The 23,627-nt window shown below is 62.0% G+C and carries 28 protein-coding genes and 1 pseudogene; 21 read left to right on the top strand and 8 right to left on the bottom strand.

Going from position 1 to position 23,627, the window contains the following annotated elements:
- Positions 1-81 precede the first annotated feature (81 nt).
- On the top strand, positions 82-630 hold the full coding sequence (locus X742_RS147530) for a hypothetical protein (RefSeq protein ID WP_023773840.1): 549 nt from the start codon (positions 82-84) through the stop codon (positions 628-630).
- On the top strand, positions 630-971 hold the full coding sequence (locus X742_RS1000000172855; RefSeq protein WP_084569593.1) for a DUF6105 family protein: 342 nt from the start codon (positions 630-632) through the stop codon (positions 969-971). Before X742_RS147530 ends, X742_RS1000000172855 begins: the two co-directional genes overlap by 1 nt.
- Here the strand turns inward: X742_RS1000000172855 and ruvX are convergent.
- A complete protein-coding gene (gene ruvX / locus X742_RS147535; protein WP_023773839.1) occupies positions 889-1,395 on the bottom strand; it encodes a Holliday junction resolvase RuvX in 507 nt (168 codons plus the stop codon). The genes X742_RS1000000172855 and ruvX overlap by 83 nt on opposite strands.
- 124 nt (positions 1,396-1,519) lie before the next feature.
- On the opposite strand from ruvX, the gene X742_RS147540 reads away from it, so the two are divergent.
- From X742_RS147540 to X742_RS147565, 6 genes are all read left to right on the top strand, one after another.
- Complete coding sequence (locus X742_RS147540) at positions 1,520-2,227, top strand: metal-dependent hydrolase (RefSeq protein WP_023773838.1); 708 nt, start codon at positions 1,520-1,522, stop codon at positions 2,225-2,227.
- A gap of 24 nt (positions 2,228-2,251) precedes the next feature.
- Positions 2,252-2,668, top strand: coding sequence for a hypothetical protein (locus X742_RS147545; RefSeq protein WP_023773837.1), 417 nt, complete (start codon positions 2,252-2,254; stop codon positions 2,666-2,668).
- Between the two features lie 87 nt (positions 2,669-2,755).
- A complete protein-coding gene (gene gatC, locus X742_RS147550; protein WP_015317757.1) occupies positions 2,756-3,043 on the top strand; it encodes an Asp-tRNA(Asn)/Glu-tRNA(Gln) amidotransferase subunit GatC in 288 nt (95 codons plus the stop codon).
- 7 nt (positions 3,044-3,050) lie between these two features.
- On the top strand, positions 3,051-3,506 hold the full coding sequence (locus tag X742_RS147555) for a GNAT family N-acetyltransferase (RefSeq protein WP_023773836.1): 456 nt from the start codon (positions 3,051-3,053) through the stop codon (positions 3,504-3,506).
- Positions 3,506-5,071: an amidase family protein gene (locus X742_RS147560; protein WP_023773835.1), complete on the top strand. Its 1,566-nt coding sequence runs from the start codon at positions 3,506-3,508 to the stop codon at positions 5,069-5,071. The genes X742_RS147555 and X742_RS147560 overlap by 1 nt, the downstream gene beginning before the upstream one ends.
- A gap of 79 nt (positions 5,072-5,150) precedes the next feature.
- Complete coding sequence (locus tag X742_RS147565) at positions 5,151-5,948, top strand: YdcF family protein (RefSeq protein WP_023773834.1); 798 nt, start codon at positions 5,151-5,153, stop codon at positions 5,946-5,948.
- Here the strand turns inward: X742_RS147565 and X742_RS147570 are convergent.
- Positions 5,921-6,637: a DUF599 domain-containing protein gene (locus X742_RS147570; protein ID WP_015317761.1), complete on the bottom strand. Its 717-nt coding sequence runs from the start codon at positions 6,635-6,637 to the stop codon at positions 5,921-5,923. The two genes, X742_RS147565 and X742_RS147570, sit on opposite strands and share 28 nt — an antisense overlap.
- Before the next feature lie 175 nt (positions 6,638-6,812).
- Between X742_RS147570 and X742_RS147575 the strand changes: the two genes are divergently transcribed.
- From X742_RS147575 to X742_RS147585, 3 genes are all read left to right on the top strand, one after another.
- On the top strand, positions 6,813-8,216 hold the full coding sequence (locus X742_RS147575) for an L-serine ammonia-lyase (protein ID WP_023773833.1): 1,404 nt from the start codon (positions 6,813-6,815) through the stop codon (positions 8,214-8,216).
- Positions 8,217-8,291: 75 nt separating this feature from the next.
- Entirely contained in the window at positions 8,292-8,729 is a 438-nt protein-coding gene (locus X742_RS147580; RefSeq protein ID WP_023773832.1) for a DUF1489 family protein, read from the top strand.
- A gap of 236 nt (positions 8,730-8,965) precedes the next feature.
- The gene (locus X742_RS147585; protein WP_023773831.1) at positions 8,966-9,667 is read left to right on the top strand and encodes a DnaJ domain-containing protein; all 702 of its coding nucleotides are present in this window, start codon (positions 8,966-8,968) and stop codon (positions 9,665-9,667) included.
- Positions 9,668-9,713: 46 nt separating this feature from the next.
- On the opposite strand, the gene X742_RS147590 is transcribed toward X742_RS147585, so the two are convergent.
- Positions 9,714-11,135, bottom strand: coding sequence for a D-alanyl-D-alanine carboxypeptidase family protein (locus X742_RS147590; RefSeq protein ID WP_023773830.1), 1,422 nt, complete (start codon positions 11,133-11,135; stop codon positions 9,714-9,716).
- 284 nt (positions 11,136-11,419) lie between these two features.
- On the opposite strand from X742_RS147590, the gene X742_RS147595 reads away from it, so the two are divergent.
- The 4 genes and pseudogenes from X742_RS147595 to X742_RS147610 all read left to right on the top strand — a co-directional run.
- Positions 11,420-11,749 (top strand): phasin family protein, encoded by a 330-nt coding sequence (locus tag X742_RS147595; RefSeq protein WP_015317766.1) that lies wholly within the window; start codon positions 11,420-11,422, stop codon positions 11,747-11,749.
- A gap of 254 nt (positions 11,750-12,003) precedes the next feature.
- A complete protein-coding gene (gene clpS, locus X742_RS147600; protein WP_010909565.1) occupies positions 12,004-12,333 on the top strand; it encodes an ATP-dependent Clp protease adapter ClpS in 330 nt (109 codons plus the stop codon).
- Between the two features lie 6 nt (positions 12,334-12,339).
- On the top strand, positions 12,340-14,808 hold the full coding sequence (gene clpA / locus X742_RS147605) for an ATP-dependent Clp protease ATP-binding subunit ClpA (protein ID WP_023773829.1): 2,469 nt from the start codon (positions 12,340-12,342) through the stop codon (positions 14,806-14,808).
- A gap of 56 nt (positions 14,809-14,864) precedes the next feature.
- A pseudogene (locus X742_RS147610) lies at positions 14,865-15,044 on the top strand (chloramphenicol phosphotransferase); the annotation flags it as partial.
- A gap of 94 nt (positions 15,045-15,138) precedes the next feature.
- On the opposite strand, the gene X742_RS147615 reads toward X742_RS147610, so the two are convergent.
- The 4 genes from X742_RS147615 to X742_RS147630 form a co-directional block, all read right to left on the bottom strand.
- Positions 15,139-15,570, bottom strand: coding sequence for an HIT family protein (locus X742_RS147615; protein ID WP_023773827.1), 432 nt, complete (start codon positions 15,568-15,570; stop codon positions 15,139-15,141).
- 78 nt (positions 15,571-15,648) lie between these two features.
- Positions 15,649-16,869 (bottom strand): GNAT family N-acetyltransferase, encoded by a 1,221-nt coding sequence (locus X742_RS147620; RefSeq protein WP_023773826.1) that lies wholly within the window; start codon positions 16,867-16,869, stop codon positions 15,649-15,651.
- A gap of 55 nt (positions 16,870-16,924) precedes the next feature.
- On the bottom strand, positions 16,925-17,653 hold the full coding sequence (locus tag X742_RS147625) for a glycerophosphodiester phosphodiesterase (RefSeq protein ID WP_023773825.1): 729 nt from the start codon (positions 17,651-17,653) through the stop codon (positions 16,925-16,927).
- A 14-nt stretch (positions 17,654-17,667) separates the two neighbouring features.
- A complete protein-coding gene (locus X742_RS147630; protein ID WP_023773824.1) occupies positions 17,668-18,132 on the bottom strand; it encodes a RidA family protein in 465 nt (154 codons plus the stop codon).
- A 138-nt stretch (positions 18,133-18,270) separates the two neighbouring features.
- Between X742_RS147630 and X742_RS147635 the strand changes: the two genes are divergently transcribed.
- The 5 genes from X742_RS147635 (at position 18,271) to tsf (ending at position 22,027) form a co-directional block, all read left to right on the top strand.
- Positions 18,271-19,101, top strand: a complete 831-nt coding sequence (locus X742_RS147635) for a cell envelope integrity EipB family protein (protein WP_023773823.1) — start codon at positions 18,271-18,273, stop codon at positions 19,099-19,101.
- Positions 19,102-19,151: 50 nt separating this feature from the next.
- Positions 19,152-19,430, top strand: coding sequence for a DUF4031 domain-containing protein (locus X742_RS147640; protein ID WP_023773822.1), 279 nt, complete (start codon positions 19,152-19,154; stop codon positions 19,428-19,430).
- Positions 19,427-20,038: a LysE family translocator gene (locus X742_RS147645; protein ID WP_023773821.1), complete on the top strand. Its 612-nt coding sequence runs from the start codon at positions 19,427-19,429 to the stop codon at positions 20,036-20,038. Before X742_RS147640 ends, X742_RS147645 begins: the two co-directional genes overlap by 4 nt.
- A gap of 177 nt (positions 20,039-20,215) precedes the next feature.
- Positions 20,216-20,998, top strand: coding sequence for a 30S ribosomal protein S2 (gene rpsB / locus X742_RS147650; RefSeq protein WP_015317778.1), 783 nt, complete (start codon positions 20,216-20,218; stop codon positions 20,996-20,998).
- A 108-nt stretch (positions 20,999-21,106) separates the two neighbouring features.
- The gene (tsf, locus tag X742_RS147655; RefSeq protein ID WP_023773820.1) at positions 21,107-22,027 is read left to right on the top strand and encodes a translation elongation factor Ts; all 921 of its coding nucleotides are present in this window, start codon (positions 21,107-21,109) and stop codon (positions 22,025-22,027) included.
- A gap of 4 nt (positions 22,028-22,031) precedes the next feature.
- Here the strand turns inward: tsf and X742_RS147660 are convergent, their stop codons facing one another.
- On the bottom strand, positions 22,032-22,976 hold the full coding sequence (locus X742_RS147660) for a LysR family transcriptional regulator (protein WP_023773819.1): 945 nt from the start codon (positions 22,974-22,976) through the stop codon (positions 22,032-22,034).
- 116 nt (positions 22,977-23,092) lie between these two features.
- Between X742_RS147660 and X742_RS147665 the strand changes: the two genes are divergently transcribed.
- Positions 23,093-23,620 (top strand): nuclear transport factor 2 family protein, encoded by a 528-nt coding sequence (locus tag X742_RS147665; RefSeq protein ID WP_023773818.1) that lies wholly within the window; start codon positions 23,093-23,095, stop codon positions 23,618-23,620.
- Positions 23,621-23,627: the final 7 nt, after the last annotated feature.

Genomic DNA, 23,627 nt, shown 5'->3' with positions numbered 1-23,627 from the left:
GCCGTTAACCTTAACAAATGGTTTCCGTTGCGGCGGCGAACCGCAAAGCCCACTGTCATTCCTGTCGAAGCAGGAGCCACGATGCGACACGTACTGACCTCCTTTCTGTCCGTGCACTGGGCGATCGTTTTTGCTCTGCTCGCGCTGATCTGTGTCGATGGAAATCGAGGTGTGACGGCGGCTCTCGGCGTGCTCGGCGTGACCGTCGAGAGCGCCCAGTTTGTCAATCTGGAGAACATCGTCGTGGTCGCTCCGCTGGCGATCGCGTTGCTGGTCGTGGCGGTGCTGTTCTTCTGGGCCTTTGTCGATACACTGATCAACGACGCGTCCAGCCCCGGCGCCGATAGCGTCGTTCGCATCGCCTTTATTTCCGCTTCCGGGGTGATGTCGATGATCCTGATCGGCGGTGCCGCCCAAGGCATCAACGGCCTCTTCATGGTGGTCGCCGTGCAACTGGCCGCACTTCTGGTCTCCTATGTCGCGATGCTCGCCGAACGGCGTTCGGTAGCTGCGCTGGATGAGAAGGATTTCCAGGCAACGGCGCACAGCATGGCGAAGGCCGCAGCGCATAATTCCCTGCTCTCCATGATATCGGGACGGACCGGCCCGAACGGGAAAGGGGGCCGCTGATGCGCTACATCTTCGCGTTGTGGGCCGCTCCGATGGCGCTGTTTTGGGGCTGGTTCTACCTGTCGCTCAACGACATGAATTTCGGCTATGTGATGCTCAGCCGGCAGCTGCACGATTTAGTATTTCAGCTCTACGGTCAGATGCTCGGCATCGACCCCGCAACCATCCCGGGCATGGTGGCAAAAGCCTGCGTGTTCGATGGCATGCTGCTCGCGGCGATATGGGTGTTTCGCAGGCGTCGCGAGATATTGGGCTGGGTCAGGCGTCGCTGGACGGGTCCGGTTCCGTTCGATCGGCTGCATCGAGCGACTGAAGCCGGTCCAAGACTCCCTGCAGAATAAAGGCGGCCGCCGCCGAATCGATCTTGCCGGCGCGTTTGGCGCGCGAGAAATCCATCTCGATCAGCGTCCGTTCGGCCGCGACGGTCGACAGCCGCTCATCCCAGAACACGAAGGGCAGGTCGCTTAGCTGCGCCATGTTGCGCACGAAGGCGCGCGATTTCTGTGCGCGCGGACCTTCCGACCCATCCATGTTGATCGGCAATCCGATCGCCACCGCACCGACATTCTCCTTCTTCAGCAATGCCAAAAGGACGGCGGCGTCGAGCGAGAATTTCCGCCGGATGATGACCGGACGCGGATGAGCGAAGGAGAACCCCCGATCGGAAACCGCCACGCCGATCGTCTTGTCGCCGAGATCGAGCCCCGCCAAGGTCCTGCCGTTGGCGAGCCGTGCCGGCAATTGCTCAATCGTGATGACGGCCAACGGTTTCCCCTCGTGTTTTTCGACGGCACGCGTCCTTTCGGATACCCGGCGGACACTATACCCTTTGATCTCAAGGCTATCGGCGTTCTATCCTTTGGCTCGGGAAAAATCGAGGAATGCATTCATGAAACTGACCTGGTATGGCCACTCGGCCTTCCGCATCGAAACCGGTGACGCGAAAATCCTCATAGATCCCTATCTGATCGGCAATCCCTCCTGGACGGGTGGGTGGGAAGGGCCGGCCGAAGGGATCACGCATGTTCTTTTGACGCACGGGCACAGTGACCACATCAGCGGTGCGCTGGAAGTGCTCGGCAAGAGCGGCGCGCAACTGGTCGCCAATTTCGAGATCTGCATGTACCTTGTCGGCAGGGGCGTCAGCGACAAGAAGATCAATCCCGGCAACATTGGCGGCACGGTCGATTGCGGCGGTTTCACCTCCACTTTCGTTCAGGCGCTGCATTCGTCCTCCTTTGGCGAAGAGGGCGGCAAGAACGTCTATCTCGGCAACCCGGGTGGGCTGGTTCTGCATTTCCCGGAAGACGAGACGCTCTACCACATGGGCGATACCGACATCTTTTCCGACATGGCGCTGATCAATGAATTGCACGAGCCAAAGATTGGCATCGTTCCGATCGGCGACCGCTTCACCATGGGCGGTGCGGTGGCGGCCCTTGCCTGCCGCCGCTTCTTCAAGTTTGAAACGGTGGTCCCTTGTCATTTCGGCACGTTTCCAATGATTGACCCGACGCCCGAGAAGTTCGAAGCCGGGCTGGAAGGATCTGGGGTCAAGCTTGCATTGCCGAAGATTGGTGAAACCATTACCATCTAGAAAGAGCCAAAGCGGAACAAATCCATGGCATTAGGGCGATCTATTTGCGTGTCGATGTTTGTCGCGGCGTCGCCCGCGCTTGCCGCGGATGATTTCATCGAAGGTGTCTATCTCCAGTCGGAGGAACTCTGTACCCAGGCCAAAAAGGATACGCTGCAGACGCTGATCGATGCCGGCAACATCGTACTTTCGAAGAACGGCCTGCAAGGCGTCGAATACAATTGCGAATTCGTTCAGGTCAGCAAGGCGACACGCTCGCCGAGCTGGGCGGTGACGGCGATATGCCAGGAGCCGGGCTATGCCTTTCCTGACGTCCTGTCGGTGACGCAGATGAACCCGACGCAGGTCGATCTCGTGTCGGTCCGGCCGATTGACGATGAAAGCGAGGCGAGCGGCAACAGCGGCAGCTACTATCTGTGCGAGGGCATCGCCCTGCCATGAGGCTGTTGCCCGATTGTCGGGCGGCACATGTTGCGCGTCGCGCGCCGCGCCGCTATAGCCCGGACTGGTTTTCCCCGAGGCAAATACATGTCCGTTGATGTCAAGACAGTGAAGCGCGTCGCGCATCTCGCCCGCATCGCCGTGAGCGAGGAAGATGCCGAGCGTATGACCGGCGAGTTGAATGCCATACTGGGCTTCGTCGAGCAGTTGAACGAAGTCGATGTTTCCGGCGTCGAGCCAATGACGTCGGTGACGCCGATGGAAATGAAGAAGCGCGGCGATGTCGTGACCGACGGCAACAAGGCGGCCGACATCGTCGCCAACGCACCGGCGACCGACGAGAATTTCTTCCTCGTGCCGAAGGTCGTGGAGTAGGGCGCCGATGGCTATCAAGATTGCCATCGAAACTCCGCTGCAGGACGACGTGCGCGGCCTGGTCGCGGAACTCAACGCGACCTTGCTCGAATTGACGCCGCCGGAGCACTGCTACCACCTGACGGTCGAGCAGATGGCGGGCAAGGACACGACCGTTTTCATCGCTCGCGACAACGGCGTCGCCATTGGTTGTGGTGCACTCAAGCGGCATGACAATGCCATTGGCGAGGTCAAGCGCATGTACACGAGGCCTTCGCATCGTGGCCGCAAGATCGGCGCTGGAATCGTCGAACGGGTCGAGGCGCTGGCGCGCGATGAACGGTTGAAGCGGCTGGTGCTGGAGACCGGCGATCGCCATCCCGCCGCCTGGACCGTCTATGAACGTGCCGGGTTCTCGCGCTGCGGCCCGGTGCTGGATTATCCCGATTCCGAGTGGTCGGTGTTTTACGAAAAGAGCCTTTGATGAGCGACCTGACCCGACTGACGATTTCGCAGGCCCGCGCCAAGCTGCGCGCCAAGGAAATCACCGCGACCGAGATGACCGAAGCCTATCTCTTGGCGATCGATCGCGCCAATCCGGCGCTGAATGCCTATGTGGCGGTGACCGGCGACAAGGCGCGCGACATGGCCAAGGCGTCGGACGCCCGGCTGCTCAAGGGCGTGGGCGGTGCGCTGGAAGGCATTCCGCTGGGAATCAAGGACCTGTTCGGTACCGAGGGCGTCCATACCCAGGCCTGCAGCCACGTGCTCGACGGCTTCAAGCCGCGCTATGAATCAACGGTCACGTCCAATCTGTGGGCCGACGGCGCGGTCATGCTGGGCAAGCTCAACATGGACGAATTCGCCATGGGCTCGTCCAACGAGACCTCCTACTACGGCCCGGTCATCAACCCGTGGCGGCGTTCGCGCCTCGATACGGTGGTGATGCCGACGACGCATCAGGGTGATGGCGGCTTCGTCTCGGCAGGTGGCACGAAAACCCAGCGTAGCCTCGACAATGCGCAGCTGGTGCCAGGTGGTTCTTCCGGTGGTTCGGCGACCGCGGTGTCGGCCTTTCTGTGTGCGGGCGCAACCGCCACCGACACCGGCGGTTCGATCCGCCAGCCAGCCGCGTTTACCGGTACCGTCGGCATCAAGCCGACCTATGGCCGCTGCTCGCGCTGGGGCATCGTCGCCTTCGCCTCATCGCTCGATCAGGCCGGACCGATCGCCCGCGACGTGCGCGACGCCGCCATTCTTCTGAAATCCATGGCCTCGGTCGATCCCAAGGACACCACGTCCGTCGACCGGCCGGTGCCGGACTACGAGGCGGCGATCGGCAAGCCGATCAAGGGCATGAAAGTCGGCATTCCCAAGGAATACCGTGTCGACGGCATGCCGGAAGAGATCGAGGCGTTGTGGCAGAAGGGCATTTCCTGGCTCAAGGATGCCGGCGCCGAAATCGTCGACATCTCCCTGCCGCACACCAAATACGCGCTGCCGGCCTATTACATCGTGGCGCCCGCGGAAGCTTCTTCCAACCTCGCCCGCTATGACGGCGTCCGCTACGGCTTGCGCGTGCCGGGCAAGGACATCGTCGAGATGTATGAGAAGACCCGCGCCGCCGGCTTCGGCCGCGAGGTCAAGCGCCGCATCATGATCGGCACCTATGTGCTGTCGGCCGGCTACTATGACGCCTACTACCTGCAGGCTCAGAAGGTGCGCAATCTGATCAAGCGCGACTTCGAAAATGTCTTCGCCGCCGGGGTCGATGTCATCCTGACCCCGGCGACACCGTCGGCCGCCTTCGGCATTGCCGACGAGGACATGGCCGCCGATCCGGTCAAGATGTATCTCAACGACATTTTCACCGTCACCGTGAACATGGCCGGCCTGCCCGGTATCGCCGTGCCCGCCGGCCTCGACCCCAAGGGGCTGCCGCTCGGCCTGCAACTGATCGGCAGGCCGTTCGAGGAAGAGACGCTTTTCCAGACCGCCGCCGTCATCGAGCAGGCGGCCGGCACATTCCAGCCGGAGAAGTGGTGGTAAGGATATCGCTCGCCTGACGCATGATCCTTAAAATCACGATCGATTTTTGGACAGCCTTGCGGACTTTAATGAGTGAGCGATGTTCTATTATCTTTCCAAGATATTCTGGTTCGTCATCCAGCCGCTCAACCTGACGATCTTCCTGCTTTCGGCAGGGCTGCTCGCCGGGATCGTCGGCCGCCGGCGACTTGCCGTCAGCGGCGGCGTGCTGGCGTTTCTGATCCTTGCGCTGTCGGCCTGGACGTCACTTGGAGCGATGATGCTCAATCCGCTGGAGGAACGCTTTCCCAGGCCGCCGCTGCCGAAGAAGGTAGACGGCATCGTCGTGCTCGGCGGCGGCTTCGAGGGCGCTATCAACCTCGCGCGCCGGGGCTATGAATTGAACAGCAGCGGCGATCGCATGGTCGAGGCAGCGATCCTCGCCCGGCGTTTCCCGCAGGCAAAAGTGGTGGTCTCCGGTGGAAACGGCTCACTGTTCTTCGACGGCGAAGGTGATGCCGACACCGCGCCGCGCCTCCTCGAGGCGCTGGGTGTCCCGGCCGACCGGCTGCTCCTCGAAGATAAATCCCGCAACACATACGAGAACGCGGTCTTCAGCCGCGAACTGGCCAAGCCCAAACCGGGCGAGACATGGCTTTTGGTGACATCAGCCTTTCACATGCCGCGCGCCAAGGCCCTGTTCTACAAGGCAGGTTTTCCAACTGTCCAATGGCCGGTCGACTATCGCACCTCGGGTCGGGAAGGCGTCGGCTTGTTTCGCGACAATGCGGCCGATTCGCTGCAGAACACGACCATCGCGGTTCGCGAATGGATCGGGCTTTTCGCCTATTGGCTTTCCGGGCGCATCGATCAGCCGTTTCCGACGCCCGGCGGCTGACCGATTACAGCGCGCCGCGCCGCGGAGAAGAACTGGCGCCGTACCAGGACGGCCAGCAGCAGAAGCGTCGACAGCACGAACACCAGGGGATCGACGAACCAGCCGAGATAGCCGATCGAGAAGAACACACCGCGCAGGCCCGAGTTGAAATGCTTGCCGGCCAGCATGTTCATTTGCGTCGCGCGCCACACGGCCGTTTGCGTGAGGGGATTGCGCGAGGCTTCGCCATGCGGGATCGGCACGGCGCCGATCAGGATCGAACAGTAGTTGAACAGCCTGTAGGCCCAGCCGAATTTGAAGAAGGAAAAGGCCAGAATCAACACCAGTCCCAGCACTTTGATCTGAAAGGCCGAGCGCGACGGCGCGCCGCCCAAGGGCAGGGTGCTCAGCACCTCAAGCACCCGGTCCGACGCGCCAAGCAGGGCGAAGCAGCCGCCGAGCGCGATCAGCGAACTGGAGGCGAAAAAGGCGGTTCCCTGCTGCAGGCCGCTCATGATGGCGGTGTCGACGATGCGGATCTCGCGCTCGGCCATGGTGCGCATCCAGGCCTCGCGTTGCGCATTCATGGCGGTGGTCAGCGACACGCGGCTGACCAGGTGGCCGTCCGAGGCGAGCGTGTGCAGCACCCATGCGAGGAGGAAAAAGCCCAGCGCCGCGAGATCGGCCGTCGAAAGATAGGAATCGCCCATGGCGCCGAATCTACCATATTCGGCCCGGTTGCTTCGATGACCTTGGACGGCGTGTTGCACTCGATGTCGCTGCCGGAGCAAACAAGGTCGGCAGGTGCTGCGCCGCGACTGTCAAAAGAGCGGAAACATCGCTGGAATTCCTATATGTAATCCTCGACGTGACCCAGGAGACAGCGTGTTCCTTTCGGTTTTCGACCTGTTCAAGATCGGCATCGGCCCCTCGAGCTCGCACACGATGGGGCCGATGACGGCCGCGCGCCGCTTCCTCGAAGAGGTCGCGGGCGACGACTGGCCGCGTCCCGCCGGCGTCAACGTCTACCGCATCGGCGCCAGCCTGCATGGCTCGCTCGCCTATACCGGCATCGGCCATGGCAGCGACCGTGCCGTCATTCTAGGCCTTGCCGGCCAGACGCCACAAACGGTGGACCCCGACCGAGCCGACGACATTGTCAGCCGCATCACCGCCGACAAGCTGGTTTCACCGCCCGGTCACCCTCCCTACCATTTCGATCCGGCCACCGATCTGGTGCTGGACCGCAAGACGCCGCTCACCGGTCATGCCAACGGCATGGCGTTCCACGCTTACGACGCCGGCGGCCGGTTGCTGCTCAAGCGCATCTACTATTCGATCGGCGGCGGCTTCGTGGTTTCGGAAGAAGAGCTGCAACGGATGAAGTCGAAGGGCTCGGTCACAACCGAGGGCAAGAAAGTGCCGTATCCCTTCAAGAACGCGGTCGAGATGCTGAAGATGGCGGCCAAGAGCGGCCTTTCCATTGCCGAAATGAAGCGCGTCAACGAGGAGACGCAGATGTCGCGCGAGGAGCTCGACACCGGCCTCGACGCGATATGGGACGCCATGAAGGGCTGCATCGACCGCGGCCTGTCGCAGGACGGCATCATGCCGGGCGGCCTGAAGGTGCGCCGCCGCGCCAGGCAGCTCCATGACAAGCTGCAGGAGCAGTGGCAACAGAACCGGCCGAACCCGCTACTCGCCAATGACTGGCTGTCGATCTATGCGATGGCGGTCAACGAGGAGAATGCGGCCGGCGGGCGTGTCGTCACCGCGCCGACCAATGGTGCCGCCGGCACGCTGCCGGCGGTGCTGCGCTACTGGCTGCATTTCCATCCCGAGGCCGACCAGCCGAGCATTCGCGACTTCCTGCTGACGGCAGCGGCGGTCGGCGGCATCATCAAGTCCAATGCGTCGATATCGGGCGCCGAGGTCGGCTGCCAAGGCGAGGTCGGTTCCGCCTCGGCGATGGCTGCGGCCGGTCTGTGCGCGGTCATGGGCGGCACGCCCGAGCAGGTCGAGAATGCTGCCGAAATCGCGCTGGAACATCATCTGGGCATGACCTGCGATCCGGTGGGCGGGCTCGTGCAGGTGCCTTGCATCGAGCGCAACGCATTGGGTGCCGTCAAGGCAGTGACGGCCGCGTCACTGGCCATCAAAGGCGACGGCGTGCATTTCGTGCCGCTCGATGCGGCGATCGAGACGATGCGCCAAACCGGCCTCGACATGAACGAGAAGTACAAGGAAACCAGCCTTGGCGGCCTGGCCGTCAATGTCGTTGAATGTTGAGGCTGGCCCAAGCTGGCACTGTGGAGAAGTCAGTCAGGCCGTTGACGTGTCGGCGCTCCGGGCTAACCTTGGGCGATGGGTCTCAATCTCCTAAAGCTTTGCGTCGGTTGCGACAGTGTCGAGGATCTCGAAGAGTGGATCGCCTTCCGTCTTGACGAGCGCCGCCGTGCCGGCGAACCAGCCGAACACTGGCACACCACCCGCATGATGCCGACACGTGGCGACGAGGTGACCGACGGCGGTTCGCTCTACTGGGTGATCAAGGGCAGCGTGCAGTGCCGCCAGTTAATCACGGAAATCCGGCCGTTCACCGATGACGACGGCATCGGCCGCTGCCATTTGATGCTCGATCCCGAGGTGGTGCGCACTGACTGGCAGCCGCGCCGCGCCTTCCAGGGCTGGCGTTACCTGAAGCCGGCGGACGCCCCGGCCGACCTCGGCAAGGGCAAGGCGGGATTGGTCGAGATGCCGCCGAAACTCAGGCGCGAGCTGGCCGACCTCGGCCTGCTCTAGGGCTTGAGCGAAGGAATGCCTGCTGCCGCGCCCGCGTTTTCTGGCCCTCAATCTTGCTCCGCCCTGGACTTGCAAGCGACGCGACAACGCCACATCTTGAAATCCATGCGCGATGAGGAACTGTCGACACAGGCCGCTGCCGGCCCGGTTAAAGGCCATGATTCTGGCGCAGGAAAAGTGTTGAAGGACATCACGCGGCTGTCCGAGCGGACAGGATCCCTGCGGGGCGGTGCAAAATGTTAGGCGCAATTATCATTGTGGTCGCGTTGTTGCTGGCGCTGCTGGGGGTAGCGACCGCCTTTCTCCGCGCGGATCCGGCTCAACTCGCAAGCGGAATGAGAAAATTGGGACCGATCCTGCTGGCGCTGGTCGGCGGCACCGTGCTCCTGGTCGGGCGCCAAGGCATCGGCGGCATCATCCTGTTCGTGGCAATCGCCTGGTACGGCGCCATGCATACCGGCCGGCCAAGGGCCAGGCCGGTTGCTGCAAAACGCTCAACCGTGCGGACGGCGGCACTTGAGATGGAACTCGATCACAATACTGGCGGCCTAGAAGGGTTGGTTCTGGCCGGCCGCCACGATGGCAAGATGCTTGGCTCGATGACCCTTGCGCAATTGCAGCATCTCTACCGCGAACTCTCCGGCGATCCGGAGAGTTCGCAGTTGCTAGAGACGTATCTTGACGGCAGATTTCCCGTCTGGCGCAAATACGCTGAGACGAACGGTGGCGAAGGGCTGGGTATTGCGCCAAGTGCGGGCGCCATGACTAAGGAGGAGGCCTACAAGGTCCTTGGTCTTGAAGCGGGGGCCGCCGCGGCGGATGTCCGCAAGGCGCACCGCCGCCTGATGCAGCGCCTGCACCCCGATGTCGGCGGCACGTCTTTCCTGGCGGCGCGGATTAACGAAGCCAAGGACGTCTTGCTCTCCAATCACAACTAGTCTCCTTCGACGCAAAAATTTTCCGGGAGATATCTTCCACGCAGTCCTATTGCTGGACGGCGTAGCACTCGATTTTCTTCTTCTTCAAAGCGGTGCAGGCTTTCCAGGCGGCATCCTTGGACCCAAAGCCGCCGAAGCGAGCGCGGTAGTAGGTGGCGCCGTCCTTGTCGAAAGCGACGGTGAAGCCGGAAGCGTCGGCCAGCACCTTGGGAGCCTGCTTGATGGTCTTGTCGAGGAAAGCCTGGGCTTCGGACTGCTTCGGCGAGGAGGCAACCTGGATGGCCCAGCCTGGCGGAACCGACGCGGTGTTGACCGGATCAACAGCCGGGGTGGGCTCGGCATAGGCGGCCACGACCTGGGCGGTGGCGACCTTGGGAGCGGAGACGATGACCGTCTTTACCTTCTTTGCCGGGACAACCAGCTTGGGTGCCTCCGCTTGGGCTGTATCCTCGTCCTCACTGTCGCCCTGTGCAACGGTCGCGTCGTCGGCGACGGCCGTATCGGCTTCCGCCACGGCCACCGGCTTTTCGTCCGGGGTCGTCGCGTCATGCTTGGGGAGGAGAACCTTTGCAAGTGAGCTGATCGCATTGCTGTCCGCCTTGGCGACGAGGTCGCCGCCACCGCGGGTCGAGGCCCTCGGCAAATAGGTGTTGATCAGGCCTGCCATCTGGTTGTCGCGGCTGCCGCCCGACGTGCCGCCCATGACAACGGCGACCAGGCGGCGGTTGCCGTCATTGACGGACGAGACGAGATTGAAGCCGGAGGCGCGGGTATAGCCGGTCTTGATGCCGTCGACGCCCTTGATGCGTCCGAGCAGACGGTTATGGCCATTGATGCGCTGGCGACCGTAGAGAAAGGATCGCTGCGCGAAATAGCCGTAGTACTGGGGAAAATGTTCCCTGAGCGCAATGCCGAGCGTGGCCATGTCGCGCGCCGTGGTGAACTGTCCCGGATCCGGCAGGCCGTTGGCGTTGCGGAAGACCGTGCCGTTCATGCCGAGCTGCCGCGCCTTGGCCGTCATCATGCGGGCGAAGTTGGTTTCGTTGCCGCCGAGCATCTCGCCGAGCGCGGTCGCCGAGTCGTTGGCCGACTTCGTCACTATCGACAGGATCGCGGTCTCGACCGCCACCGATCCGCCCGGCTTCACGCCGAGCTTGGTCGGCGCCTCGGCTGACGCATGGGCCGAAAACACGACTGGCGAGTTTCTGCTGATCTTGCCCTTCGCCATCGCTTCGAAGGTCAGATAGAGCGTCATCATCTTGGTCAGCGAAGCGGGGTAGCGCCGGCCATCGGCATTAGCCGAGTAAAGCACCTTGCCGGTTTTGGCATCGACGACGATGGCCGCGGATTTCGCCGCGAGCGACGAGGCGACGTCCGCGACGACGAATGTCATCGCCATGGCGAGGATCATAATCGTCTTAAGAGGGAACGCGGATTTGGAAACGATGCCCGACAACGCCTGACGCACTGGTAGTTCCTTTGAATTTCTCGTTGCGTTGGAGGCGGCAAAGGGATCCTGCCTCACTTCCGGCCAAGCTAGCGGGGCAGCGTTACCAATCCGTTTATGGTAACCGCCGCGTTCACCATTTTCCGGGAGTTTGAGCCTTCCTTTATTCGAATTTTAGCCATTGCCGCTGCCTGGAGGGTCGCGAGCCCCCGACTTCTTGACTTTTGTGCGCTGCACAATATATATTATGCATTGCACAACGGCGCTCGGGGCAGGGCGCGTCAACCGTCCAGGGAGAGTACGAAATGACCCAGACCTATGAGGACTTCAGCAAATACGGCAAGGAGTTCGCCGACACCGGATTGAAGAGCTTCGCCTCCTTGTCAAAGGGCGCGCAGGCGATCGCCACCGAGGCCGGCGAATACACCAAGAAGAGCTTCGAAGCCGGCAGCGTCGCGTGCGAGAAGCTGTTCTCGGCCAAGTCGCTGGACAAGGCGATCGAGATTCAATCCGACTATGCCAAGCAGTCCTACGAGGCGTTCGTCGCCGAGGCTACCAAGATCGGCGACCTCTACGCCGAACTCGCCAAGGAGGCCTACAAGCCGTTCGAATCGATCGTTGCCAAGGCAAAGTAATTTTCGCCCGAGAATTAAAGATCCGGCTCTTTGGGCGCAGGACAAACCCGGCCGTGGAAACGCGGCCGGGTTTTTTCATGCCAGCGCTTCTCGATTGCGAAAAACCGCCAGGTTGGTCACCTAGCCATATTGTCAGCTAACCAGAAGGGCTTAAAATCGTCCATCGAACACCTACATGTTGAACTCGCATGGGGATTCGAAAGAGGCAGGATTACGTGACGATCGGTTTGACTGCCACGAGACAAGTGGCGCGGATGCAAAACGGCGGCGGCGACGGCAATGAGGCCGGCCGCGGGACGGCCGTCATCACGCGCACCAAAACCAAAACCAAGAAGCCCAGCCTTTACCGGGTCCTCATCCTCAACGACGACTACACTCCGATGGAGTTCGTGGTTCATGTGCTGGAGCGTTTTTTCCAGAAGGACCGCGAAGCCGCCACACGCATCATGCTTCATGTTCACAATCATGGAGTGGGCGAGTGCGGGGTCTATACATTCGAGGTGGCCGAGACCAAAGTGTCTCAGGTCATGGATTTCGCCCGACAGAATCAGCATCCGCTGCAATGCGTGATGGAGAAGAAGTGAGGTAACATGCCGGCTTTCTCCCAAGGCCTGGAAAAGGCGCTTCACCAGGCGCTGACGCTCGCCAATGAGCGGCACCATGAATATGCAACCCTTGAACATTTGCTGCTCGCGCTCATCGACGACACCGAGGCGGCCGCCGTCATGCGCGCCTGCAACGTCGATCTCGACGAGCTGAAGCACACCGTTCTCACCTATATCGATACAGAGCTGGACAATCTGGTTACCGGCTACGACGAGGATTCCAAGCCGACCGCCGGCTTCCAGCGCGTCATCCAGCGCGCGGTGATCCATGTGCAGTCATCGGGTCGCGAGGAAGTGTCGGGGGCCAACGTGCTCGTGGCGATCTTCGCCGAGCGCGAAAGCCATGCCGCTTATTTCCTGCAAGAACAGCAAATGACCCGCTACGACGCGGTCAACTACATCTCGCACGGCATTGCCAAGCGTCCGGGCGCGTCGGAGAGCCGCAGCCCGCGCGGCGCCGATGACGAGCAGGGCGGCCCGAACGGCGCCGAGCCACAGGAGGAGGGCGGCAAGAAGAAGCAGCAGCAGGACGCGCTGACCGCTTATTGCGTCAACCTCAACAACAAGGCCAAGGCCGGCAAGATCGATCCGCTGATCGGCCGTGAAGGCGAGATCAACCGCACCATCCAGGTGCTGTGCCGCCGTTCCAAGAACAACCCGCTCTATGTCGGTGACCCCGGCGTCGGCAAGACGGCGATCGCCGAAGGGCTGGCCAAGCGCATCGTAGAGGGCGACGTGCCGGAAGTGCTGCACAATGCCACCATCTTCGCGCTCGACATGGGCACGCTGTTGGCCGGTACGCGCTATCGTGGCGATTTCGAGGAACGGCTGAAGCAGGTCGTCAAGGAACTCGAGGATTATCCGGGTGCCGTGCTGTTCATCGACGAGATCCATACGGTGATCGGCGCCGGCGCCACTTCGGGCGGCGCCATGGATGCGTCGAACCTGTTGAAGCCGGCGCTGTCTTCCGGTGCGATCCGCTGCATCGGTTCGACCACCTACAAGGAGTTCCGCCAGTTCTTCGAGAAGGACCGTGCCTTGGTGCGGCGCTTCCAGAAGATCGACGTCAACGAGCCGACCATCGAGGATGCTATCGAGATCATGAAGGGCCTGAAGCCCTATTATGAGGAATTCCACAAGGTGAAGTTCACCAACGAGGCGATCAAGGCCTCTGTGGAACTGTCGGCGCGCTACATCAACGACCGCAAGCTGCCGGACAAGGCGATCGACGTGATCGACGAGACCGGCGCCTCGCAGATGCTGGTGCCGGAAGCCAAGCGCAAGAAGACGATCGGCATCAAGGAGATCGAAGCGACGATCGCCACCATGGCGCGTATTCCGCCGAAGACGGTTTCGGCCGATGACGAGAAGGTGCTGCAGGGCCTGGATATTGAGCTCAAGCGCGTCGTCTACGGGCAGGACACCGCCATTACGGCGCTGACTTCGGCGATCAAGCTTGCACGGGCCGGCCTGCGCGAACCGGAAAAGCCGATCGGCTCGTACCTGTTCTCGGGCCCGACCGGCGTCGGGAAGACGGAGGTCGCCAAGCAGTTGGCCGCCTCGCTCGGGGTCGAACTGATCCGCTTCGACATGTCGGAATATATGGAACGCCACACCGTCTCGCGGCTGATCGGCGCGCCTCCCGGGTATGTCGGTTTCGACCAGGGCGGCCTTTTGACCGACGGCGTCGACCAGCATCCGCACTGCGTGCTGCTGCTGGACGAGGTCGAGAAGGCGCATCCGGACCTGTTCAACATCCTGTTGCAGGTGATGGACCACGGCAAGCTGACCGACCACAATGGCAAGCAGATCGACTTCCGCAATGTCATCCTGATCATGACGACCAATGCGGGCGCATCCGATGCGCAGCGCGCGGCGATCGGTTTCGGTTCGACCAAGCGCGAAGGCGACGATGTCGAGGCGATCAACCGGCTGTTCACGCCGGAATTCCGCAACCGTCTCGATGCGATCATCCCGTTCGGATCGCTGCCGGTGCCGGTGATCCATCAGGTGGTGCAGAAGTTCGTCATGCAGCTGGAAGCCCAGCTCTCCGAGCGTGGCGTTACCTTCGACCTGTCGCCGGACGCCATCGCCTGGCTTGCCGACAAGGGTTATGACGAACGCATGGGCGCGCGTCCGCTTGGCCGCGTCATCCAGGAGCACATCAAGAAGCCGCTGGCCGACGAGGTGCTGTTCGGCAAGCTGAAGAAGGGCGGCACGGTGCGCGTCACCGTCGAGAAGAAGGAAACCGGCGAGACCGGCCTGAAGCTCGAATCGCTCGCCGACGAGGCGCCGGTGAAGCCGAAGAAGGAAGAGCCGGAAGACGCGCCGAAGCCGCCCAAGGCGGTGGCCAAGAAGCCTGCGGCAAAGAAGGCCGTGGCGCAGAAGCCGGAGCCCAAGGGCAAGGACGGCGGCAAGCGTAGCCTTGTGCCTCAACTGCCCAGAAAAGGCTGAGGCCTGATAAAAAACTGGAAGAGAGCCCTGGGAACGGGGCTTTTTTCATTTGGGCGATGAGGTGGCGCGTGACCGGTCAAATCATCATTCTCAATGGCGCGCCGCGTTCAGGAAAGTCGAATATCGCGAGGGCCATCGGGGAAAGCTTTGATGGCCCGTGGATGAATCTGGGCGTCGACAGCTATGAGCAGATCACGCCGCCGCGCTATCGTCCCGGAATAGGGCTGCAATCCGGGTCGGACTGATGCAACGTCCGCGGCCGAGTGCGATCGAACGGCTCACGCAAGCGGCCAAATGAAATGTCTTGAGTGCTGGGGAGACCGCGCGGGATCAGCTTCCCAGCGCGGCGCGTATTTTTTCGGCGTTCTCAGCCAGCACTTCAGGTTTTTCCATTGTGCCCGTGTGCGGCTTCAGCGGGATGCCGTCGAAACGCGGGATGACATGGACATGCAGGTGATAGACGGTCTGCCCGGAGGCCGGCTCGTTGAACTGCATGACGGTGACGCCGTCGGCGTTGAGAGCTTTCCTGACGGCGCGTGCCACTTTCTGGACGGTTGAAAAAAGCGGACCGAATGTCGATGGGGCGGCGTCGAGCAGGTTGCGCGACGGCGCTTTCGGCACCACCAGCGTATGGCCAGGCCCTTGCGGCATCACATCCATGAAAGCCACGACGGCTTCGTCCTCGTAAACGCGATGCGAGGGGATCTCTCCTCGCAGGATCTTTGCGAAGATGTTGCCGGTATCGTAGGCGGCCTCAGTCATGGCGAACGCTCCGAAATGTGCCTTGCCGTCCGGTGTAGCGAAGCCGCCTGCGAGCAGCAAGGCGAAGCTGCGCCGCGATCAACCGAGGTCGCCAATATCCTTGCGGAACGGGGTATGTTCTTCCAGATATTCGCCCATCCGCTCCACTTCGCGCCGCTCGCGCCTGAGATAGTCGGCGACCGCGTTGCGCAGGCCAGGATGGGAAATATAGTGGGCGGAATGCATCGTCACCGGCCGGTAGCCGCGCGCCAGCTTGTGCTCGCCCTGCGCGCCTGCCTCGACCACCTTCAGCTTGCGTTCGATGGCGAAGTCGATGGCCTGATGATAGCAAACCTCGAAATGCAGGTAAGGGTGATCCTCGATGCAGCCCCAGTTGCGGCCGTAGAGCGCGTCGGAGCCGATGAAGTTGATGGCGCCGGCAATGTAGCGCCCGTTGCGCCTGGCCATCACCAGCAGGATGTCGTCCGCCATGCGTTCGCCGATCAGCGAGAAAAACTGGCGGTTCAGGTAGGGGCGGCCCCATTTGCGGTTGCCGGTGTCCATATAGAAAGCGAAGAAGTCGTCCCAGGCCTTTTCGGTCAGGTCCTTTCCGGTCAGCCAGTCGATCGAGATGCCATCGGCCAGCGCCTCGCGTCGTTCCTTCTTCATCGCCTTGCGTTTGCGTGAGGCAAGCGTGGCGAGGAAGTCGTCGTAGGTCGAAAAGCCTTCGTTGAAAAAATGGAATTGCTGGTCGGTGCGATGCAGGAAGCCCGCGGCTTCCAACGTCGCGACGTCGCTCTCCTGCGCGAAGGTGACATGCGCAGAGGACACGCCGAGCTTGTCGGTCACCATCTTGAGACCGGCGGCAAGCCCAGCCTTCACCGCGTCCTGATCCTCGCCTTTGCCGACCAGCAGGCGAGGGCCGGTGACGGGCGTGAACGGCACGGCACTTTGCAGTTTTGGATAGTAACGGCCGCCGGCGCGCTCGAAGGCATCCGACCAGCCGTGATCGAACACGTATTCGCCCTGACTGTGCGACTTGAGATAACAGGGAACGGCGCCGAGGAGCCTGCCTTGCGCGGTCTCCAGCCGCAAGTGATGACCTTGCCAGCCGGTGCGACGCACGGCACAGCCGGAATCCTCCAGAGCGCTCAAAAAAGCGTATGAAACGAGCGGGTTGTACTCCGCCCCTGTATCGGCACGCGTGGTTCCGGCAAAGCCGTTCCATTCGTCGCAGGTAAAGGCTCCGATGCCGGCGGCGATGCGGATCGAATAGTCCGCATTCGCCATTTGTCCGTCGCCGTCGTCACCCTGATCCATGAGGCTTATTTAAGCTCCATTCGGGCCGCTACAAGTCACGTTTCGGGCACCCTGCTCAGGCGACTTCGACCAGGTCGGGTTCGAACCCTTCGAATGTCATCTGGTCGGCATATCTAAAGGTCAGGTCGATCGCGGGCTGATCATGCACCGTCCAGGTGATGACAGGCATTTTCAGCCTTTCGCGCACGAAGCTGACAAACGGGTTCGGCAGATCGCCGGCGGCATAGGAGGTAAAGGCGAGTTCGTGCGCCAGCATGGAGAAATGTGCTTCGATCAGCTTGGCGTCCTTGCCATAGGCGGTCAACCCAGCCGGAATGCCGGGCGCGTGTTTGGGGAAATCGCGGATCAGCCAGTGATCGAACGACATGATCGCCGCCTTGCCCTTGTAGTGCTTGAGCATCTTGCCGACGCGCGCCACCAGGCCTTCGTCGCGACCGGGAGTTCCTTTCAGTTCGACGACCATGGGCACGCGACCATCGACGAGGTCGAGCGCTTCCTGCAACGTCGGCACGTGGTCCGCCGTGCCGCCAACCTTGAGCGCGGCAAGTTCGGCCGCGCTGCGTTGCCAGACGAAACCGTCCTGCCCGGTCAGCCGTTGCAAATCGTCATCATGGATGACGATGGGAACGCCATCCGACGACAGATGCACGTCGCATTCGATCGCGTAGCCGCGTTCGGCCGCGGCGGCGAAGGCGGAAAGCGTGTTTTCCCAGCGCGTCTTGTTCATGTCGTGAAAGCCGCGATGGGCAACCGGCCGGGCCGTCAGCCAGGAGAGGTCGGTCATGTCAGCACCTACACTCATTCGACTTCGAAGATCGCTTCGATTTCCACTGCGGCATTAAGCGGCAGGGAGGCGGTGCCCACGGCGGAGCGCGCGTGCTTGCCGCTTTCGCCGAGCGCGGCAACCAGGAAATCGGAGGCGCCGTTGGCGACCAGATGCTGCTCGACGAAGTCGGGGGCAGAGGCCACGAAGACGGTGATCTTCACCAGACGACGGATCTTCTCGAGGTCGCCCAGTGCTGCCTTGGCTTGCGCCAGGATGTTGATGGCGCAGTATTTCGCCGCGTCCTTGCCGCTTGCCGTGTCGACGTCGCGGCCGAGCAGGCCGCTTGCCTGCAGCTTGCCGTCCTCGAGCGGCAACTGACCAGCAGTGAACAGCAGGTTGCCGGTCCTGCAATAGGGCACGTAGTTGGCGGCGGGCGCGGCGGCAACAGGAAGCGTCACGCCGAGATCACTTAGCCGCTTTTCGATTGTTTCACTCATTGCTTTTCCCTATTGCTGGAAGGCGCCGCGCTGGCCGGGCCGAAATTGCTATTTTTGCCTCGCTTCCGCCACGACTTTTTTTAAGCTGGACCATCCTTCCCTGCGGCCTGCCATCAGCCGCGACGATCGGAGTACCTCATGCGCGCGACGCGCCTTGCATTCCACGCCGTTCTGTTGTCGGCGCTTTTGCCAACATTCTCCGCTGTCGCCGCACCGGCGCTGCAGGCGCATCGCGCCGTCTATGATCTCACGCTCAAGAAGGCGGATGATCGGTCCGGCATCACCGGCATCACCGGCCGCATGGTCTATGAGTTCAACGGCTCGGCCTGCGAAGGCTATACGGTGAAATTCCGTTTCGTCACCCAAATCGCCACCAATGACAACACGAAGCTGACCGACCAGCAGACGACGACTTTCGAGGATGCCGAAGGCAAGACCTTTTCGTTCGTGACCAAATCCTTTGTCGACCAGAACCTCGACAAGGAAGTCAAGGGTATGGCCACGAAAGACGCGAAGGGCCTCAAAGTCGACATCGATAAGCCGGAGAAGAACAGCCTCGAACTCGCTTCCACCCAGTTTCCGACCCAGCACCTGGTCGAACTGATCGGAAAGGCCGAAAAAGGCGAAAACTTCTATCAGACGAACCTGTTCGACGGGTCCGAGGACGCCAACAAGGTGATGACGACCACGGTTGTCGTCGGTAAGAAGAGCGAGGCCGACAAGGCGGATCCGGAAGCGCCGGCATTGGCGAAGCTTGCCACCGACAAATATTGGCCGGTCGACATCGCCTATTTCGACGACAGCGCCCAGAACGGCGAGGAAGTGCCGGAATACCGGATCAGCTTCAAGCTGCACGAGAACGGCATCACCCGTGATCTCGTCATGGATTATGGCGACTTCTCGATGACCGGCAAGCTGGTCAACCTGTCGCTGTTCGACCAGACAAAGCCTTGCCCAGTATCGAAATAGCAGAGGCGGGCAATTGAGCTAGCCGTGGCAGGCCTGATGGCAATCACTTGATGGCGGTCTATGTCGATGCGGCGATCTGGAAATGGGCCGGCCATCTCTGGTGCCATCTCCTGGCCGACGACACCGACGAGTTGCATCGCTTTGCGGCCGAACTCGGCATCAAGCGCTCGTCCTACCAGGGCCCGCCCAAGACATCCGCTCCGCACTATGACATAACCGGCTTCGAGCGCGACCGTGCGGTGCGGCTCGGCGCCATCGAGTGCAGCCGCGAGCAGATCGTCGCCATCTTCCGGCGCGTGCGGGTGCCCAACGGAAAGGCGAAGCGATGACACTGACGGCATTCCTGGCATATTGCGCCGCCGTGACGCTCGCCGCCGCCACGCCAGGGCCGGCAATGTTCGCGGTCATCACCAACGGCGTGTCGCGTGGGTTCCCGAGGGCCTTCATGGCCGGCCTTGGGGTCGCCGCCGGCGATGCCGTGCTCGTCACTCTGGCGCTGCTGGGGCTAGTGGCCCTGGCTCAGACCTTCGAATGGATCTTCCTCCTGTTTAAATATGCCGGCGCCGCCTATCTGATCTTTCTCGGCGTCAGGATGTGGCGGGCCTCGGCCGCGCAATCGAATGAGCCGCGGACGGGGCAGGCGAAATTGTCACGATCCTTCCTGCTCGGCGCGTCCATAGCGCTCGGAAACCCGAAGGCGATCCTGTTCCATGCCTCGATCATGCCGCTGATTCTCGACCTCGACACGATGACCTTTTTCGATGGCCTGCTGGTTGTGGCGACCGTCATCAGCGTCAATATCGTGACAATGGGGGTCTATGCCGCGCTCGCGGGCCGGGCTTCGGGCTGGTTCAGGACACCCAGGCGCATGCGGCTGATGAACAGGTTCGCCGGCAGCACCATGATCGGCACCGGAGCGCTGATTGCCGCACGCTAGGCGTTAAAGCGCCGCCCCGCTTGCGTTTGTCGGACTTCCCCTCTATATGCGCGCTCATTCCACACACGGACTTTGGTGTCTGCCCGGGAGAAATCCGGCTGAGACCTCCGGTGGCGTTCGAGGACCTCGGTCCAAAAATGCCTGTGTCCGTGGAGGCTAACCGGAAAGGAACTTAGAATGGCACTGCCTGATTTCAGCATGCGCCAGCTTTTGGAAGCTGGCATTCACTTCGGCCACCAGACTCACCGCTGGAACCCGAAGATGGCGTCCTACATCTACGGCGCCCGCAACAACATCCACATCATCGACCTCTCGCAGACGGTGCCTTTGCTGCACCAGGCGCTGAAGCAGGTTTCCGACACCGTTGCCAAGGGCGGCCGCGTGCTGTTCGTCGGCACCAAGCGCCAGGCGTCGGACATCGTTGCCGATGCGGCACAGCGTTCGGCCCAATATTACGTCAACTCGCGTTGGCTCGGCGGCATGCTGACCAACTGGAAGACGATCTCGAACTCGATCCAGCGCCTGCGCAAGCTCGACGAGATGCTGGCCGGCGAAGCGCAAGGGTTGACCAAGAAGGAACGCCTGAACCTCGATCGCGAGCGCGAGAAGCTCGACAAGGCGCTCGGCGGTATCAAGGACATGGGCTCGACACCCGACCTGATGTTCGTGATCGACACCAACAAGGAGGCGATTGCCATCCTTGAGGCCAAGCGCCTGGGCATCCCGGTCGTCGCCATTATCGATTCGAACTGCGATCCGGACAAGATCGATTTCCCGATCCCCGGCAATGACGACGCGGCCCGCGCCATCCAGCTTTATTGCGATCTGATCGCCAAGGCCGCCATCGACGGCATCGCCCGTCAGCAGGGCGCGCTCGGCATGGATATCGGCGCTTCGGTCGAAGCTCCGGTCGAACCGGCGCTCGATCCGGCTCCGGCGTCGGAAGCCCCCGAGGCTTGATAATCGAGGGCCGGTTGCGGCCTTCATCTTTCTCATATTTTGGCACGCTAAACAGACGCACCATCGAATACCGATGGTGCGTCGGTGCATTTAAACAAAGAGGCGACAATGAGCATTTCGGCTGCACAGGTCAAAGAACTCCGCGACTTGACCGGCGCGGGCATGATGGACTGCAAGGCGGCGTTGAACGAAACGAACGGCAACTTGGAAGAGGCCGTCGACTGGCTGCGCAAGAAGGGTATCTCCAAGGCCGACAAGAAGGCCGGCCGCACTGCTGCCGAAGGTCTGATCGGCGTCGACAACGGTGTGCGTGAAGCTGCCGTCGTCGAGGTGAATTCCGAGACCGACTTCGTCGCCCGCAATGCCGCCTTCCAGGAAATCGTCGCCAACGTCGCCAAGGTGGCGCTTGCCTATGGCACGACCGAAACGGTCGCCGCCGCCAAATATCCGGGCTCCGACAAGTCGGTTACCGACACCATCAAGGACGCGGTCGGCACCATCGGCGAGAACATGGGCTTCCGCCGCTCGGCCAAGCTCACCGTTCCGCATGGCGCGGTTGCGACCTATGTGCACAACGCTGTTGCCGATGGGCTCGGCAAGCTCGGTGTGCTGGTCGCGATCGAGACCACGGGCAACGAGCATGCCGCCAATGCCTTTGGCCGCCAAGTCGCCATGCATGTCGCCGCCACCAACCCGATGGCGCTGACCGCCGAGCAGATCGATCCGGCCGCGGTCGAGCGCGAGAAGGCTATCTTCTCCGACCAGGCGCGCCAGTCCGGCAAGCCGGAAGCCATCATCGAAAAGATGGTCGAAGGTCGCCTGCGCAAGTTCTACGAGGAAGTCGTACTCCTGAAGCAGGCCTTCGTGCTCAATCCCGACATCACCGTCGAGCAGGCGCTTAAGGATGCCGAGAAGGAAATCGGCGCGCCGGCCAAGATCACAGCCTATCTGCGCTTCGCCCTTGGCGAGGGCATCGAGAAGGAAGAGACGAATTTCGCCGCGGAAGTCGCCGCTGCGGTCAAGAAGTAACTTCTTACCGACCCATTTCCCCTGTGTTTTTTCGGCCGGACATCCGCGAGGATGCCCGGCCGATTTCGTTCGCGGTGTCGATAAAGGCCCTGAGTTTGGGCGCCATCGCCGCGCGACGCGGAAAGTAGAGGAAAAGGCCGGGTTCCTCGATCGCCGATTGCGGCAGAACCTGCACCAGGCGGCCGGCAGCGAGATCCGCGCGCGCCAGCGGCTCGAACATATAGGCAAGGCCCACTCCGGCGAGAGCCAGATCGATTGCCGCAAGCGAGTCCGTCACGACGGCCGTACCGCTGGTTTCCATGACCACGTCCTTGCCATCCCAGGTCAAATCCCAGCGGTAAAGGGCACCGGAGCGAACGAGACGGTATCCGATACAATTGTGGTTCGCGAGATCGGCCACGCTGCGCGGACGGCCATGTCGCCCGATATAGGCGGGCGAGGCGACGATAACGGCTTTGAAGGGCTGCGTCAGTCGGATGGCCACCATGTCCTGAGCGATCATCTCGCCGAGCCGGATGCCCGCGTCGAAACCTTCGCCGACGATGTCGACCAAACCTTGATCGGCAAAAATCTCGACCGTGATGTCGGGATAGCGCTCGGCCATTGCCGCCACGACCGGCGTCACCGCCAACGGGATTGCGATGTTGGAGGCGTTGATCCTGAGCAGCCCGGACGGCTTTCCCTTGACGCTGCGGATACGATCCATCCGCTCGGCGATATCCTGGAGGGCAGGGGCCGCCGTTTCCACCAGCGCCTTGCCGGCCTCGGTAAGCGAAACGCTGCGCGTCGTGCGCGCAAACAGCGGCTGGCCGATCCGCTCCTCGACGAGGCGCACTGCATGGCTGACCGCCGAAGGGCTCATGCCCAGTTCGGCCGCGGCAAGGGCAAAACCGCCGCGCCGGGCGACCGCGATGATGACGGGCAGATGGCTGAGCAGATCCCGATCCATTCATGAACCATATCGCATGGTCTTTGCGGACAATGCAATCTTATCGACGCCCAGGCAGAGGTCCACATTGTCTCCAACACATCGGCGATTGGCTGATGGCATCGAGGAGAAGAGACATGAATGCCTTGAAACACGTTACCTTCGCCGCTGGCCTTGCCTTGGCGCCGCTCGACGCTGGCGGGGCCGAACCGGTGGGCTGGCAGGCGCTTGCCGATGACCACGCCGTCATCCGCATCGTCGATGCCATCGACCGCGCCGTCGACGCGCAGGACTGGAAACGTGCGCGCAGCTATTTCGCGGAACGGGTAACCGCTGACTTCAGCAGCCTGTCCGGGCAGCCCGCGGCCAACATCGCCTCCGACGATCTGATCGGCGCCTGGGCCGGCAATCTCAAAGGGAGCAAGACCAGCCTGCATCTGCGCACCAATCACCTGGTCGTCCTTGAAGCGGACACGGCGACCGTTGTGTCGAACGGCTATGCCTGGAACCGGATGGAGGGCAATGGCGATCCGCTCTGGGAGGTCTGGGGCACGTATGAGCATCACCTCACGCGCTCCGCGGCTGGCTGGAAGGTCGATGGCTTCACCTTCCGCATGACGCATGAGCGCGGCAATCCCTGGGTCAAGGCGACGCCTGGCCAATGAGGCCCGC

The sequence above is a fragment of the Mesorhizobium sp. LNHC229A00 genome (assembly GCF_000502415.1).
In the GTDB taxonomy this organism is placed as follows: domain Bacteria; phylum Pseudomonadota; class Alphaproteobacteria; order Rhizobiales; family Rhizobiaceae; genus Mesorhizobium.
The sequence above is the reverse complement of the archived record's forward strand: the minus strand, read 5'-3'. Positions and strand labels throughout refer to the sequence as shown.